The sequence below is a fragment of the Micromonospora sp. ABR4_055 genome (assembly GCF_056160425.1).
Genome location: NZ_JBSWXD010000176.1, coordinates 1 through 12,456, shown reverse-complemented (window position 1 = coordinate 12,456; position 12,456 = coordinate 1). Strand labels below are relative to the sequence as shown.

General features: G+C 70.6%; 12 protein-coding genes. 10 read left to right on the top strand and 2 right to left on the bottom strand.

The genetic code is table 11. From position 1 onward, the window contains the following. Positions 1 to 159 precede the first annotated feature (159 nt). From ACXAHD_RS27995 to gatB, 8 genes are all read left to right on the top strand, one after another. Positions 160 to 321 carry a hypothetical protein gene (locus tag ACXAHD_RS27995; RefSeq protein WP_281553776.1) on the top strand — a complete coding sequence of 54 codons (162 nt, stop codon included), beginning with the start codon at positions 160 to 162 and terminating at the stop codon, positions 319 to 321. Positions 322 to 452: 131 nt separating this feature from the next. After that, on the top strand, positions 453 to 2,648 hold the full coding sequence (gene ligA, locus ACXAHD_RS27990) for an NAD-dependent DNA ligase LigA (RefSeq protein WP_475054359.1): 2,196 nt from the start codon (positions 453 to 455) through the stop codon (positions 2,646 to 2,648). A gap of 241 nt (positions 2,649 to 2,889) precedes the next feature. After that, positions 2,890 to 5,031, top strand: a complete 2,142-nt coding sequence (locus ACXAHD_RS27985) for a putative bifunctional diguanylate cyclase/phosphodiesterase (RefSeq protein WP_281553778.1) — start codon at positions 2,890 to 2,892, stop codon at positions 5,029 to 5,031. Positions 5,032 to 5,112: 81 nt separating this feature from the next. Beyond that, a complete protein-coding gene (gatC, locus tag ACXAHD_RS27980) occupies positions 5,113 to 5,412 on the top strand; it encodes an Asp-tRNA(Asn)/Glu-tRNA(Gln) amidotransferase subunit GatC (protein ID WP_281553779.1) in 300 nt (99 codons plus the stop codon). A gap of 3 nt (positions 5,413 to 5,415) precedes the next feature. Then, the gene (gene gatA / locus ACXAHD_RS27975; RefSeq protein ID WP_281553780.1) at positions 5,416 to 6,894 is read left to right on the top strand and encodes an Asp-tRNA(Asn)/Glu-tRNA(Gln) amidotransferase subunit GatA; all 1,479 of its coding nucleotides are present in this window, start codon (positions 5,416 to 5,418) and stop codon (positions 6,892 to 6,894) included. Between the two features lie 8 nt (positions 6,895 to 6,902). After that, the gene (locus ACXAHD_RS27970) at positions 6,903 to 8,294 is read left to right on the top strand and encodes an AAA family ATPase (protein WP_281553781.1); all 1,392 of its coding nucleotides are present in this window, start codon (positions 6,903 to 6,905) and stop codon (positions 8,292 to 8,294) included. After that, positions 8,294 to 8,926, top strand: a complete 633-nt coding sequence (locus tag ACXAHD_RS27965; RefSeq protein WP_281553782.1) for a DUF4276 family protein — start codon at positions 8,294 to 8,296, stop codon at positions 8,924 to 8,926. Before ACXAHD_RS27970 ends, ACXAHD_RS27965 begins: the two co-directional genes overlap by 1 nt. Positions 8,927 to 8,989: 63 nt before the next feature. Next, positions 8,990 to 10,495 (top strand): Asp-tRNA(Asn)/Glu-tRNA(Gln) amidotransferase subunit GatB, encoded by a 1,506-nt coding sequence (gatB, locus tag ACXAHD_RS27960; RefSeq protein ID WP_281553783.1) that lies wholly within the window; start codon positions 8,990 to 8,992, stop codon positions 10,493 to 10,495. A 66-nt stretch (positions 10,496 to 10,561) separates the two neighbouring features. On the opposite strand, the gene ACXAHD_RS27955 is transcribed toward gatB, so the two are convergent. Then, positions 10,562 to 10,756, bottom strand: a complete 195-nt coding sequence (locus ACXAHD_RS27955) for a DUF397 domain-containing protein (RefSeq protein WP_281553784.1) — start codon at positions 10,754 to 10,756, stop codon at positions 10,562 to 10,564. Next, positions 10,747 to 11,538, bottom strand: coding sequence for a helix-turn-helix domain-containing protein (locus ACXAHD_RS27950; RefSeq protein ID WP_281553785.1), 792 nt, complete (start codon positions 11,536 to 11,538; stop codon positions 10,747 to 10,749). Before ACXAHD_RS27950 ends, ACXAHD_RS27955 begins: the two co-directional genes overlap by 10 nt. Positions 11,539 to 11,720: 182 nt before the next feature. Here ACXAHD_RS27950 and ACXAHD_RS27945 point away from each other — a divergent pair, with 182 nt between their 5' ends. Together ACXAHD_RS27945 and ACXAHD_RS27940 are read left to right on the top strand one after the other, a co-directional pair. After that, positions 11,721 to 12,032 carry a hypothetical protein gene (locus ACXAHD_RS27945; protein WP_281553786.1) on the top strand — a complete coding sequence of 104 codons (312 nt, stop codon included), beginning with the start codon at positions 11,721 to 11,723 and terminating at the stop codon, positions 12,030 to 12,032. After that, positions 12,025 to 12,384, top strand: coding sequence for a hypothetical protein (locus tag ACXAHD_RS27940; RefSeq protein WP_281553787.1), 360 nt, complete (start codon positions 12,025 to 12,027; stop codon positions 12,382 to 12,384). Before ACXAHD_RS27945 ends, ACXAHD_RS27940 begins: the two co-directional genes overlap by 8 nt. Positions 12,385 to 12,456: the final 72 nt, after the last annotated feature.

Here is a 12,456-nt window from a genome sequence, read left to right as displayed (position 1 = left end):
GCCGTGCCGTACGCCCGGGCCGCGCTGGCCGCCTGCCGCGACGCTGGCCGGCGGCTGGCCGAGGGCTGAACCCGGCCGGCGGCCGGCGGTGGAGTGCGGTGGGGTCCGGCCGGTGGAACAGTGCCGCCCGGGGTGTGCCTACGGTTACCGTTGGCGGCGATGAGCTACCACGGTGACAGCGACGGTGACCCGGCCGCCGGTCGGCGCGGCTGGTGGCGGGTGTACCGCGGGTTGATCGTCGCCGTGCTGGTGGTGGTATCCGTGCTGTGCTTCCTGTGGTGCGCCGGGGTGGCCGTGTTCAACCTCGTCCAAGGCGAGTGACCGGGCCGCCACGCGAGTGACCGGGTCGGTCCGCCAGGCGGGTGACTGCGGTCGGTCCGTCGGCCGGTATCCGCGAATGTCGGTGCCGACCGATACGGTGCGCAGGTAGATCCGAACACGGAGGTCAGCCGGTGTCCGAGGAAGTCGTTCCGCAGCAGGTCAGCGCCGCCGGGCAGGCGCAGGCCGGTGAGGAGCCCGACGCGGCCGCCCGGGAGCGGCACGCCACGCTCGCCGAGGAGATCGATCGCCACCAGTTCCGCTATCACGTCCTCGACGCGCCGGAGATCTCCGACGGGCAGTACGACCTGCTGATCCGGGAGCTGAACCAGCTGGAGGAGCGACACCCGTCGCTGCGCACACCGGATTCGCCCAGCCAGCGGGTGGGCTACGCCTACGCCACCCAGTTCGCCCCGGTGAACCACGCCGAGCGGATGATGAGCCTGGACAACGCCTTCGACGACGACGAGCTCACCGCCTGGGTCGACCGGGTCGAGCGCGACGCCGGTGGCCCGGTCAACTACCTGTGCGAGCTGAAGGTCGACGGCCTCGCGGTCAACCTCACCTACGAGCGGGGCGTGCTGACCCGGGCGGCCACCCGGGGCGACGGCCGGGTCGGCGAGGACATCACCCCCAACGTGCGAACCATCCGGCAGATCCCGGAGCGGCTGGCCGGCGAGGTGCCCGAGCTGCTGGAGGTCCGTGGCGAGATCTACTTCCCGGTGGCGGCGTTCGACGAGCTCAACGCCAGCCTGGTCGCCCAGGAGAAGGCGCCGTTCGCCAACCCGCGCAACGCCGCCGCCGGCTCCCTGCGGCAGAAGGACCCCCGGATCACCGCCGGGCGCGGGCTGCGCATGGTGGTGCACGGTCTGGGGGCGCGCAAGGGCTTCGAGCCGGTACGCCAGTCCGACGCGTACCGGCAGCTGGCCGACTGGGGGCTGCCGATCAGCCAACGCTGGCAGGTGGTCGGCGACCGCGACGGGGTGCGTGAGTTCATCGCCCACTTCGCCTCGCACCGCCACGAGGTGGAGCACGAGATCGACGGCGTGGTGGTCAAGATCGACGAGGTGTCGGTCCAGCGCCGTCTCGGCTCCACCAGCCGCGCCCCGCGCTGGGCGATCGCCTACAAGTACCCGCCGGAGGAGGTCAACACCCGGCTGCTCGACATCAAGGTCAACGTCGGGCGGACCGGGCGGGTCACCCCGTACGCGGTGCTCGACCCGGTCAAGGTGGCAGGTTCGACGGTCGGCTTCGCCACCCTGCACAACGCCGGAGAGGTGGCCCGCAAAGGGGTGCTGATCGGCGACATGGTGGTCCTGCGGAAAGCGGGCGACGTCATTCCCGAAGTGGTCAGCCCGGTCGTCGATCTGCGGACCGGCACCGAGCGCGAGTTCGTGATGCCGACCGAGTGCCCGGAGTGCGGCACCGAGCTGCGCTACGAAAAAGAAGGGGACGCCGATATCCGGTGTCCGAATCTCGACTGCCCGGCGCAGTTGACCCGCAAGCTGGAGTACATTGCCGGCCGCAGCGTTCTCGACATCGAGGCGCTGGGTGAGCGGTCCGCGATCGCCCTGGTCGATTCCGGTGCCGTGCAGAGCATCGGCGACCTTTTCGATCTTGACGCCGACCGGTTGTCCGGAGTCAAGTTCTTCTGCAACCAGAGCGGTGAGCTGACCGAGAACGCGAAGAAACTGTTGGCCAACCTCGCCGAGGCCAGACAGCGCCCGCTGTGGCGGATCATTGTCGCGTTCTCCATCCGGCACGTCGGCCCGGTCGCCGCCCAGGCGCTGGCGCGCGAGTTCCGCTCGATCGACGCGATCGCCGCCGCGAGCCAGGAGCAACTGGTCGACGTCGACGGGGTCGGTCCGGTGATCGCCGCAGCCGCCGCCGACTGGTTCGCCGCCGGGCACGCTCAGGAGGTGGTTCGGCGCTGGCGCGCGGCGGGCGTACGGATGGTCGAGGAAGCCGGTGACGACCAGGCGCCGCGCCCGTTGGCTGGCGTCACCGTCGTGATCACCGGTTCACTCACCGGCTACTCCCGTGACGAGGCGGCCGAGGCGGTGCAGTCCCGCGGCGGCAAAGTCAGCGGGTCGGTGTCGAAGAAGACCGGCTTCGTGGTGGTCGGCGACAGCCCGGGATCGAAGTACGACAAGGCCATCGCACTGCGTGTCCCGGTGCTCGACGAGGCAGGCTTCGGCGCGCTTCTCGAGGAGGGGCAGGACGCGGCCCGGGCGGTCGCCGTCAACGAACCGGACCAGCCGGCCGAGTCCGCCGGTACCGCCGATCCTGTCCAGCCTGCCGATACGGCCGAGCCCGCCGCCGCCAGCTAGCGGCGACCCGGCGTCGGTCGACCCGGACCCTCGCCGGAGCCCCGACAATTGGCGGACGCCATTTCCCGACGCGGTCAGGAATCCCCGCGTGGGGCATTCGCCGACCGCGTCTCAAATCAGTCACGACCGCGCTTCGCTCCTGACCTGCGGGCCGTCCGTCCTTAAGGTGTAGGACGTCGGCGGGACGCCCGGCTCATGCCGAGCCGGCGAAGCGGGCCACGGGAGCGCGACGGGAGGGCAGATGGAGGCCGCGGCATTGCGGAACTCCGTTCCTTCGGAACGCGCCCCTGGGTTCTTCGGCTTTGTCGGCGGCGTGACCGCCGCCGCGCTCGCCGTCTGTGCCGTACCGTTGCTGGACCTGCCCGCCCAGATTCTCGACCTGCCGGCGGCATTCTGGCTGATGGCCCTGCTCGCGGTGGTCGGCGACGCCCGACCGTTCACCCCACCGGGCCGGCGGCGCCGGTCCGAAGTCTTTCCGTCGGTCTGTTTCACCTTCGCCATCCTGCTCGCCTGGGGCCTCGGCCCGGCGGTCGCGGTGCAGGCCGTCGCGGTGGCGGTCTTCGCCTGGCGGGCCCGGCACGTGCCGTGGCGGGCCCTGTTCAACAGTTCGCAGTACGCGCTGGCGCTCGCCGCCGCAGCGGCGGTGGCCGGGCTGGCCGGGCCGGGCGCCTTCGCCGGCACCGCGGAGCTGGCCTGGAGCGACGTCGCAGTGGCGGTCGGCGCGGCGGCGGCCTGGTCGGCGGTCAACTACGGCACGGTCACCCTGGCGATCCGGCTGCGCTTCGGCGGCCGGTGGTGGCGGTCAGCCCGCCGTGGCATCGGCTTCGAGCTGTCCTCCACCGGATCGCTGCTGCTGCTCGGGCCGGTGCTGGTGGTCGCCGCACAGGTCGACCCGGCGCTGATCCCCCTCGTGCTGGTGCCGCTGTACGCGGTCTACCGGATGGCCGCGCTGGCCAGCGAGCAGGAACGGTCGGCCCGGCTGGACCCGTTGACCGGGCTGGCCAACCGCAAGGCGCTGATCGTCGAGATCGCTGACCAGGTGCCGGCACACGCCGACGCGCTGCGGCGCGGAGCGCCGGACTCCCGGATGGCGCTGCTGCTGCTTGACCTGGACCGGTTCAAACGGGTCAACGACGCACTCGGGCATCTGGTCGGCGACCGGCTGCTGGTCGAGGTGGGGCTGCGGCTGGCCATGGTGGTCCGGCCGCAGGACCTGGTGGTCCGGCTCGGCGGCGACGAGTTCGCCATCCTGGCCACCCGGCTCACCGGCGCGGACGAGGCGCGGGAGATCGCCGATCAGGTGGTGACCGCGCTCGCCGAGCCGGTCGCCCTGGACGGGCTGCCGCTGGACGTCGGCGGCTCGGTGGGCATCGCCCTCTACCCCGAGCACGGTGGGGATTTCGCCACCCTGCTGCAGCACGCCGACGTCGCGATGTACGACGCCAAGGACACCGGTGACGGCACCGCCGTCTACGCGGCCGAGTCGGACCACAACACGCCGGAACGGCTCAGCCTCCTCGCCGACCTGCGTCGCGTACTCGACGTCAACGGCGCGCACGCGGCCGACTCCGGTCGGGAGGTCGACGACGTCGGCGAGATCACCATGTACTACCAGCCGCAGGTGGAGATCGCGACCGGCGAGGTGGTCGGGGTGGAGGCGCTGCTGCGCTGGCGGCATCCGCGCCGGGGCATGGTCGACCCGGAAGAGTTGATCAAGGTCGCCGAGCAGAGCGCCGTGATGCGCCTGCTCACCCGCCGGGTCGTCGACGACGTCGTCGAGCAGATCGCCAAGTGGGCCGCCGCCGGGATCACCCTGCGGGCAGCGGTCAACGTCAGCGTCCGGGACCTGCACACCGGCGAGATCGCCGAGCAGATCTCCGACCGGCTCACCCGCTTCAACCTGTCACCGGAGCAACTCCAGTTGGAGATCACCGAGGGGGCGCTGATGGCCGACCCCCGGCGGGTGCTGGCTACCATCTCCCGGCTGGACGCGATCGGGGTGGCGATCGCCTTGGACGACTTCGGCACCGGCTACTCGTCCATGCAGCACCTGCGCCGGCTGCCGCTGTCCGAAGTCAAGATCGACCGCTCGTTCGTCCTCGGCATGGCCGCCGACACCGACGACGCGGCCATCGTCCGCTCGGTGATCGAGCTGGCCCGGGCGCTCGGGCTGCGGGTCGTCGCCGAAGGCGTCGAGGACGACGCGTCCTGGCGACGGTTGTCCGCGCTCGGCTGCCACGTCGCCCAGGGCTGGTTCTACGCCCGGCCGATGCCCGCCGACGAGCTGGTCAGCTGGCTGGCCCGGTACCGTCCACTGGTCCCCGGCCCGCGCGCCGTCCCGGCCGGCGTGCCCGATGACTCGGCTGACCCGCCGGAGAAATAGACTCGTCGGGTCCGGCCCGCTGAGCCACGCTGAGCGAGGATCCCGGGCCAACCGTTCGATCACCGTACGAAGGGGGCGCAGATGGCCGCCATCTCCCGCGAAGAGGTCGCGCACCTGGCGCGACTGTCGCGGCTGGCCGTGACCGAGGACGAACTGGCGACGTTCGCCGGCCAGCTCGACGTCATCCTGCAGTCCGTGGCCCGGATCGGCGAGGTCGCCGCCGACGACATCCCGCCCACCTCGCACTCGGTGCCGCTGACCAACGTGCTGCGCGACGACGTCGTCATCCCCGGCCTGGACCGCGACGCCGCGCTCGCCGCCGCCCCGGACGCCGAGGACGGCCGGTTCCGGGTGCCGCGCATCCTGGACGAGGAGGTCTGAACCATGTCCGAACTCACCGGGATGACCGCCGCGCAGCTGGCCGGGCTGATCGCCGCCGGCGACACCAGCGCCGTCGAAGTGACCCGCGCCCACCTGGACCGGATCGCCGGCGTCGACGAGCGGGTGCACGCCTACCTGCACGTCGACGCCGACGGGGCGCTCGCCGCCGCGCAGGCCGTCGACACCGCCCGCGCCGCCGGGCAGCCGCTCGGCCCGCTGGCCGGCGTACCGATCGCGGTCAAGGACGTCGTCACCACCAAGGGCGTACCGACCACCGCCGGGTCGAAGATCCTCGACGGCTGGCGGCCACCGTACGACGCGACGATCGTCGCCCGGCTGCGCGCCGCCGGCATGCCGATCCTCGGCAAGACCAACATGGACGAGTTCGCGATGGGCTCGTCGACCGAGTACTCGGCGTACGGGCCGACGTACAACCCGTGGGACCTGACCCGGATCCCGGGCGGATCCGGCGGTGGCAGCGCGGCCGCGGTCGCCGGGTATGAAGCTCCACTGGCGATCGGCACCGACACCGGCGGCTCGATCCGCCAACCGGGCGCGGTCACCGGCACCGTCGGCGCCAAGCCGACCTACGGCGGCACCTCCCGGTACGGGCTGATCGCCTTCTCCTCCTCGCTGGACACCCCTGGCCCGTGCGCCCGGACGGTGCTCGACGCGGCGCTGCTGCACGAGGCGATCGCCGGCCACGACCCGCATGACTCCACCTCGATCCCGGCCGCCGTGCCGCCGGTCGTCGAGGCGGCCCGTGCTGGTGCCTCCGGTGACCTGACCGGGGTGCGCCTCGGCCTGGTCACCCAGTTCGCCACCGGCGAGGGCGTCGAGCCGGGCGTCCTGGCCGCGTTCCGCGACGCGGTCGACGCGCTGACCAAGCTCGGGGCCGAGGTCGTCGAGGTCTCCTGCCCGCACTTCGACTACGCGCTACCGGCGTACTACCTGATCGCGCCGAGCGAATGCTCGTCCAACCTGGCCCGCTACGACGGCGTCCGGTACGGGCTGCGCAGCGGCGACGACGGCAACCGGTCGCTGGAAGAGGTCATGTCGCTGACCCGCGACCAGGGCTTCGGGCCGGAGGTCAAGCGGCGGATCATGCTCGGCACCTACGCGCTGTCCAGCGGCTACTACGACGCCTACTACGGGCAGGCGCAGAAGGTCCGTACCTTGATCACCCGCGACTTCACCGCCGCGTTCGAGCAGGTCGACGTGCTGATCTCGCCGACCACGCCGTTCGTGGCGTTCCCACTCGGGGCGCGCACCGCCGACCCGTACCAGATGTACCTGGCCGACCTGTTCACCATCCCGACCAACCTGTACGGCGGCCCGGCCATCTCGGTGCCGTGCGGGCTGGCCGACGGGCTGCCGGTCGGGTTGCAGATGATGGCGCCCACGATGGCCGACGACCGGATGTACCGGGTCGCGGCGGCCCTGGAGTCGGCGGTCGGCACCCTCACCCCGCCGGAGCTCTGAGCCGCGACGTGCTGACCCGGATCGAGATCGACGGCTTCAAGTCGTTCCGCGACTTCACGCTGGACGTGCCGCCGTTTCTCGTGATCATCGGGCGGAACGCGGCCGGCAAGTCGAACCTGTTCGACGCGATCCAGTTCCTGTCCCGGCTCGCCGATGATGGGCTGCTGGAGGCCGCTCAGCAGATGCGCGGGGAAGTACCCGATCTGTTCCATCGGCACACCGACGGCAGCCAGATGCCGGTGATGACCTTCGCCGTCGAGGTGCTGCTGGGGTCGTCGGTGACCGACGCATTCGGTGATACGGCCGAAGTGAATCACTCTCGGCTGCGTTACGAGCTTGCGGTCGAGCTACGACTCACCAGCAGCAGCGGGACCCGTCGGCCGTACGTGGTACGGGAGGCGGCGTACCGGATTCCTAAGTCCGACGACGCTGCGTTGCGGGCACTGATCCCGCGATGGAAGCAGGTGGCCAGCTATCGCGGGGGCGGTCGGGAACTGCTGGAGACCGAGCGCGATGAGCAGGGGCGTGCGATTTTCAGCATCCGGCAGCAGGGCAACCAGGGCCGCAAACGGAAACTGCCGGCGACAGCGGCGACCGCAACCGTGCTGTCCAGCCTGACCACCGCCACGGACTTCCCGCTGCTGTACGCGCTGAAGCGGGAGCTTCAGTCGTGGCGACTGCTGCACCTCGATCCCAGTGCGCTGCGTACCCCCGATTCCTATGACGACCCGGACAGCCTCGCGCCCAACGGTGCCCACCTGGCCAACACGCTGCGCTACCTGGCCGCCGCGACGGGCACCGAGGACCGACCGGAGGGCGCGTTGAACGACCTTTCCGCCGACGTATCCGAAGTGATACCGGGAGTAGTCGGGGTCCGTCTCGCCGAGGACGAGGCGCGTCGGCAGCGGCAGGTCGAGGTCGTCACCCGCGACGAGGCACCGTTCTCGGCCCGGGTCGCGTCCGACGGGACGCTGCGCGCGATCGCGTTGCTCGCAGCACTCTACGACCCCCGTGGTGCCGGGCTGATCTGCTTCGAGGAGCCGGAGAACGGCATCTTCCCGCAACGGCTCGCCCAGTTCGTGCGGTACCTGCGGGCCCTGGTCGAACGGTCGTTGGAGTCGCGCGACGAAGCAGACGGCAATCGATTGACCCAGTTGATCCTGAGCAGCCACTCGCCTGCGATCTTGCGGGCGTTGGAACGCGGCGAGGACGGGGGACGGCTCCATGCGGTCTACCTGGACGTGGTGACCCGGGTGCGCAGGGGCGAACCGCGCAGCCGGATCACCCGTAGCCGCCTGATCGGTGGTGATCAGCTTGCGTTGGATCTCGAAGATCCCAGCGGTGTGGTCACCAAGGCAGAGATTGCCGAATTCGAGGTCCTGGAGACGCTGGATCGCTGATGCGCTACCTCTCGACCGCACTGATCTCCGAAGGCCTCAGCGATGACCGCTTCCTGCCCCGGCTGCTGGCACGCTCACTGGAAGGACTGTGCCTGACCGAGTTCGATGAAACGGTGTACGTAGCCGACGTACAACCGTTGCGGGCCCGGTCCGGCCCGGCAGGTATCGGTGATGTGATCAGCTTGGCCGACCGCAGCGACGGCGCCTTCACGATTGTCTTCTTTCACCGAGACCAGGGTGCGAACGCTGAACGGGTACACCGGGAGTGGCTGGAACCGCTCCGGAAGCGCTGGGCCGACCGCCGGGAGCAACTCGTCGCGGTCGTCCCGGTCCGGGAGACCGAGGCCTGGCTGCTCGCCGACGGGCAGGCACTGCGCAACGCCCTCGGTGTCCAGTGGACCGATGTCGAGATGGGGCTCCCCGGGAGCCCTCGTCAGGTGGAGCAGATCGCCGACCCGAAGAAAGTGCTCAACGACGTGACGCGCCGGGTCAGCCGGTCAGTCGGGGACCACCTCGGCCAGCTTGGCGAGCTGGTGGATCTGGAAAGGCTGCAGCAGGTACCGGCGTACCGGCGGTGGTGGGACGACACCCGGCAGGCTCTCGTGGCACTCGGTTACCGGCCGGGTCGATGAGCGGAACCCAGGTGGACACTAGGCTGGTGCGGTCGGTGCCGCGCCGAGAGTTGGAGCTGTGAGATGAGCACGACCGCGTTGCCCACGTACGAGGATGTCGTCGCCCGCTACGAGCCGGTGATCGGCCTGGAGACGCACGTCGAGCTGGGCACCAACACGAAGATGTTCTGCGGCTGCCCGACCGGGTTCGGCGCCGAGCCGAACACCCAGGTCTGCCCGGTCTGCCTGGGCCTGCCCGGCTCGTTGCCGGTGGCGAACAAGGCGGCGATCGAGGCGACGATCCGCATCGGGCTGGCACTGAACTGCTCGATCGCCGACTGGTGCCGGTTCGCCCGGAAGAACTACTTCTACCCGGACATGCCGAAGAACTACCAGATCAGCCAGTACGACGAGCCGCTGTGCGTGGACGGCTGGCTCGACGTCGAGGTCGACGGCGAGCTGGTGCGGATCGGCATCGAGCGGGTGCATCTGGAGGAGGACACCGGCAAGACGCTGCACGTCGGCGGCGCGACCGGGCGCATTCACGGTGCGACCGAGTCGCTTGTCGACTACAACCGGGCGGGTATCCCGCTGGTGGAGATCGTCACCAAGCCGATCCCCGGCACCGGGGACCGGGCACCGCAAGTGGCCCGCGCGTACGTCACCGAGCTGCGGGACGTGATCCGCTCGTTGGGCGTGTCCGACGTACGGATGGAGCAGGGTTCGCTGCGCTGCGACGTGAACACCTCGCTGACCCCGGTCGGGCAGACCGAGTGGGGCACCCGCACCGAGACCAAGAACGTCAACTCGCTGCGGTCGGTGGAGCGGGCGGTACGCGCGGAGATGCTGCGCCAGGCGTCGGTGCTCGACGCCGGTGGCCGGATCGTGCAGGAGACCCGGCACTTCCACGAGGACAGCGGCGACACCACGTCGGGCCGGTCCAAGGAGACCGCCACCGACTACCGCTACTTCCCGGAGCCGGACCTGGTGCCGCTCGCCCCGGACGCCGCCTGGGTGGCCGAGCTGAAGGCGGCCCTGCCGGAGCTGCCCCGGGTGCACCGCAAGCGGCTGCAGGAGCAGTGGGGGCTGACCGACCACGACATGCAGTCGGTGGTCAACGCCGGGGCGGTCGAGCTGATCGAGCAGACCATCGCCGCCGGCACCACCCCGGCCGGCGCCCGCAAGTGGTGGCTGGGTGAGCTGGCCCGCCGGGCCAACGAGTCCGGTGTGGAGCTGGCCGCGCTCGGGGTTACCCCGGCGCACGTGGCCGAACTGCAGGGGCTGGTCGACTCGGGCAAGCTCAACGACAAGCTGGCCCGTACCGTCCTGGAGGCGGTGGCCGCCGGGGAAGGCACGCCGACCGAGGTGATGACCGCGCGCGGCCTGGAGGTGGTCTCCGACACCGGTGCGTTGACCGCCGCCGTCGACGAGGCGATCGCCGCCAACCCGGACATCGCGGCGAAGGTCCGCGACGGCAAGGTCGCGGCGGCCGGTGCGCTGGTCGGCGCGGTGATGAAGACGACCCGGGGCCAGGCGGACGCGCGTACCGTCCGGGAGCTGATCCTGTCCCGCCTCGGCGCACAGGGCTGAGGCAGGTGCGCGGCCAACCACAGCGGACGAGCCGTGTCGGGCACTGCCCGACGCGGCTCGCGTCATCTACCGCTGATGGTGGTCGACGAAGGTCCGCCAGGCGGTGGGGGAGAAGGTGAGGGTGCCGCCGGTGCGGTCCTTGCTGTCGCGGACCAGGACCCGGCCGGGCAGGTTGTCGGCGACTTCGACACAGGCGCCGCCGGTGCCGTTGCTGCGGCTGCTGGTCCGCCAGGCCGGTCGAGGATCGGTCGTCATGCCCATCTGTCGGCTGCCTCCTGCATCAACGCCACGGACTGCTCGCTGGGCAGAGCGTACTCCCGCAGCGACTCCCAGGCATGCTCCAGTCTGGTCAGATCGGCCTCCAACTCGATGGTCTGGCCCTCCAACGGCCCGTCTACGAAGCCGGCCGCCCGGCCGTCCAGGCTGGCCAGAATGAACGGGCCGTTCAGCCCCGGGTAGGCACCGACCCCGGCCGGCACCACCTGGATCGAGACGTTGGGCCGGTCGCAGGCGGCGATCAGCGCCAGGACCTGCTCACGCATCACCGCCGGGCCGCCGACCGCCCGGGTCAGCACCGCCTCGTCGATCACCCCGACGAAGCGGCACGGCCGCTCGGCCCGGTGCAGGATCTCCTGCCGGCCGAGCCGGTCGCCGACGGTGGTGTCGACGTCGTCGATCGCCACTCCGGCATGGGTGAGGACGACGCGGGCGTACGCCTCGGTCTGCAGCAGGCCGGGCACCAGCAGCGGCTCGTACCAGCGCAGCATGATCGCCTCCCGCTCGTGCTCCAGCCACGGGCGCAGCCAGACCGGGGCCCGCTCGGTGCGCAGCAGCAGCTCCCAGAGGGTCGAGTAGTCGCAGTTGAAGACCCGGTCGATGGTGGCCAGGTAGTCGAGCCGGATCGGCCGGGCACCGCGCTCGACCGCGCTGACGTGCTGGGCCGACCAGTGCAGGGCGGCGCCCCACTGCTCCTGGGTGAGCCCGGCCAACTCGCGGCGGCGGCGGAGCTCCGCTATCAGATATGCGCTCGCTGCTCCAGACATTCGTTTCCTCCAGCTCTCTACAGAATTGCTTTGTGGTGGGCAGAGGTTGCCCCGTGACGGATGTTGCTGCTACGAGGACAAAGCCCATCTTCCATATGTGAGGCGGGGAAGTCCAGGGTGGAGGAGTGGGAAATTCGAGAAGGCGTCCATTGTTGTCCCGATGGGGGACGCATGGCGCAAAAATGAATGACAAAGATCAATTGCGCCGGCACGGCGTACTCGGCTGGATGTCGGTGCCGACCGGCAGCGCCGTGCCCGGCTACGTCAACCACCCGGTGATCGCCCGCGCCCGGCACCTGGCCGCGATGCACCTGCCCGACCCGGTGACCGGGTGTCCGCGCTGCGGCACGATCGTCTGTCCGGGGCTGCGGCTCGCGGTGGCCTACCTGGACCGGTACGACGGTGACGCCGCCCGGACCATTCGTCGGCTGCTCGCCTCGGTCGGCATCTGGCTCACCGCTGACCCGACCACCGGGGCAGGTGGCGATGACTGAGTCGACAAGATCGCCGCTGGTGCAGCCGTGGGACGTCATCGAGATCGGCGGGTCCGACTATCTCAACGGAGACGGAGCGCTGCGGCTGCGGGTCATCCACGTCCGCGCCGAGGCCGCCCACCCGAACATCGAATGGATTCACCTGCTCGGCATCCGACTGCACGGCAACCGGGACGGCCAGATGATGATGGTGATGGTCCGCGCGGCGGCGCTGCGCCGCCCCGGCGCGGTCATCCGGCCAGGGCCGGCTCCCGGGACCAAGGTGCCCTTTCACGACCTGATGCCACAGGTGCACCAAGATGCACCTCCGGCATCAAGCTCCACTGGTACCTCAGCCTCGATCCACCGATGAAGGTCGGACCGGCAGGACCCCGGCTATAGAAAGTGCCCTCTGAACTGGAAGGATAGGAGTTCTGACGCTTCT

Coding starts and splice junctions, on each gene's coding strand:
- ACXAHD_RS27995 (WP_281553776.1), top strand. CDS start 160: ATGAGCTACCACGGTGACAGCGACGGTGACCCGGCCGCCGGTCGGCGC.
- ACXAHD_RS27985 (WP_281553778.1), top strand. CDS start 2,890: ATGGAGGCCGCGGCATTGCGGAACTCCGTTCCTTCGGAACGCGCCCCT.
- gatC (WP_281553779.1), top strand. CDS start 5,113: ATGGCCGCCATCTCCCGCGAAGAGGTCGCGCACCTGGCGCGACTGTCG.
- gatA (WP_281553780.1), top strand. CDS start 5,416: ATGTCCGAACTCACCGGGATGACCGCCGCGCAGCTGGCCGGGCTGATC.
- ACXAHD_RS27965 (WP_281553782.1), top strand. CDS start 8,294: ATGCGCTACCTCTCGACCGCACTGATCTCCGAAGGCCTCAGCGATGAC.
- gatB (WP_281553783.1), top strand. CDS start 8,990: ATGAGCACGACCGCGTTGCCCACGTACGAGGATGTCGTCGCCCGCTAC.
- ACXAHD_RS27955 (WP_281553784.1), bottom strand. CDS start 10,756: ATGGGCATGACGACCGATCCTCGACCGGCCTGGCGGACCAGCAGCCGC.
- ACXAHD_RS27950 (WP_281553785.1), bottom strand. CDS start 11,538: ATGTCTGGAGCAGCGAGCGCATATCTGATAGCGGAGCTCCGCCGCCGC.
- ACXAHD_RS27945 (WP_281553786.1), top strand. CDS start 11,721: ATGAATGACAAAGATCAATTGCGCCGGCACGGCGTACTCGGCTGGATG.
- ACXAHD_RS27940 (WP_281553787.1), top strand. CDS start 12,025: ATGACTGAGTCGACAAGATCGCCGCTGGTGCAGCCGTGGGACGTCATC.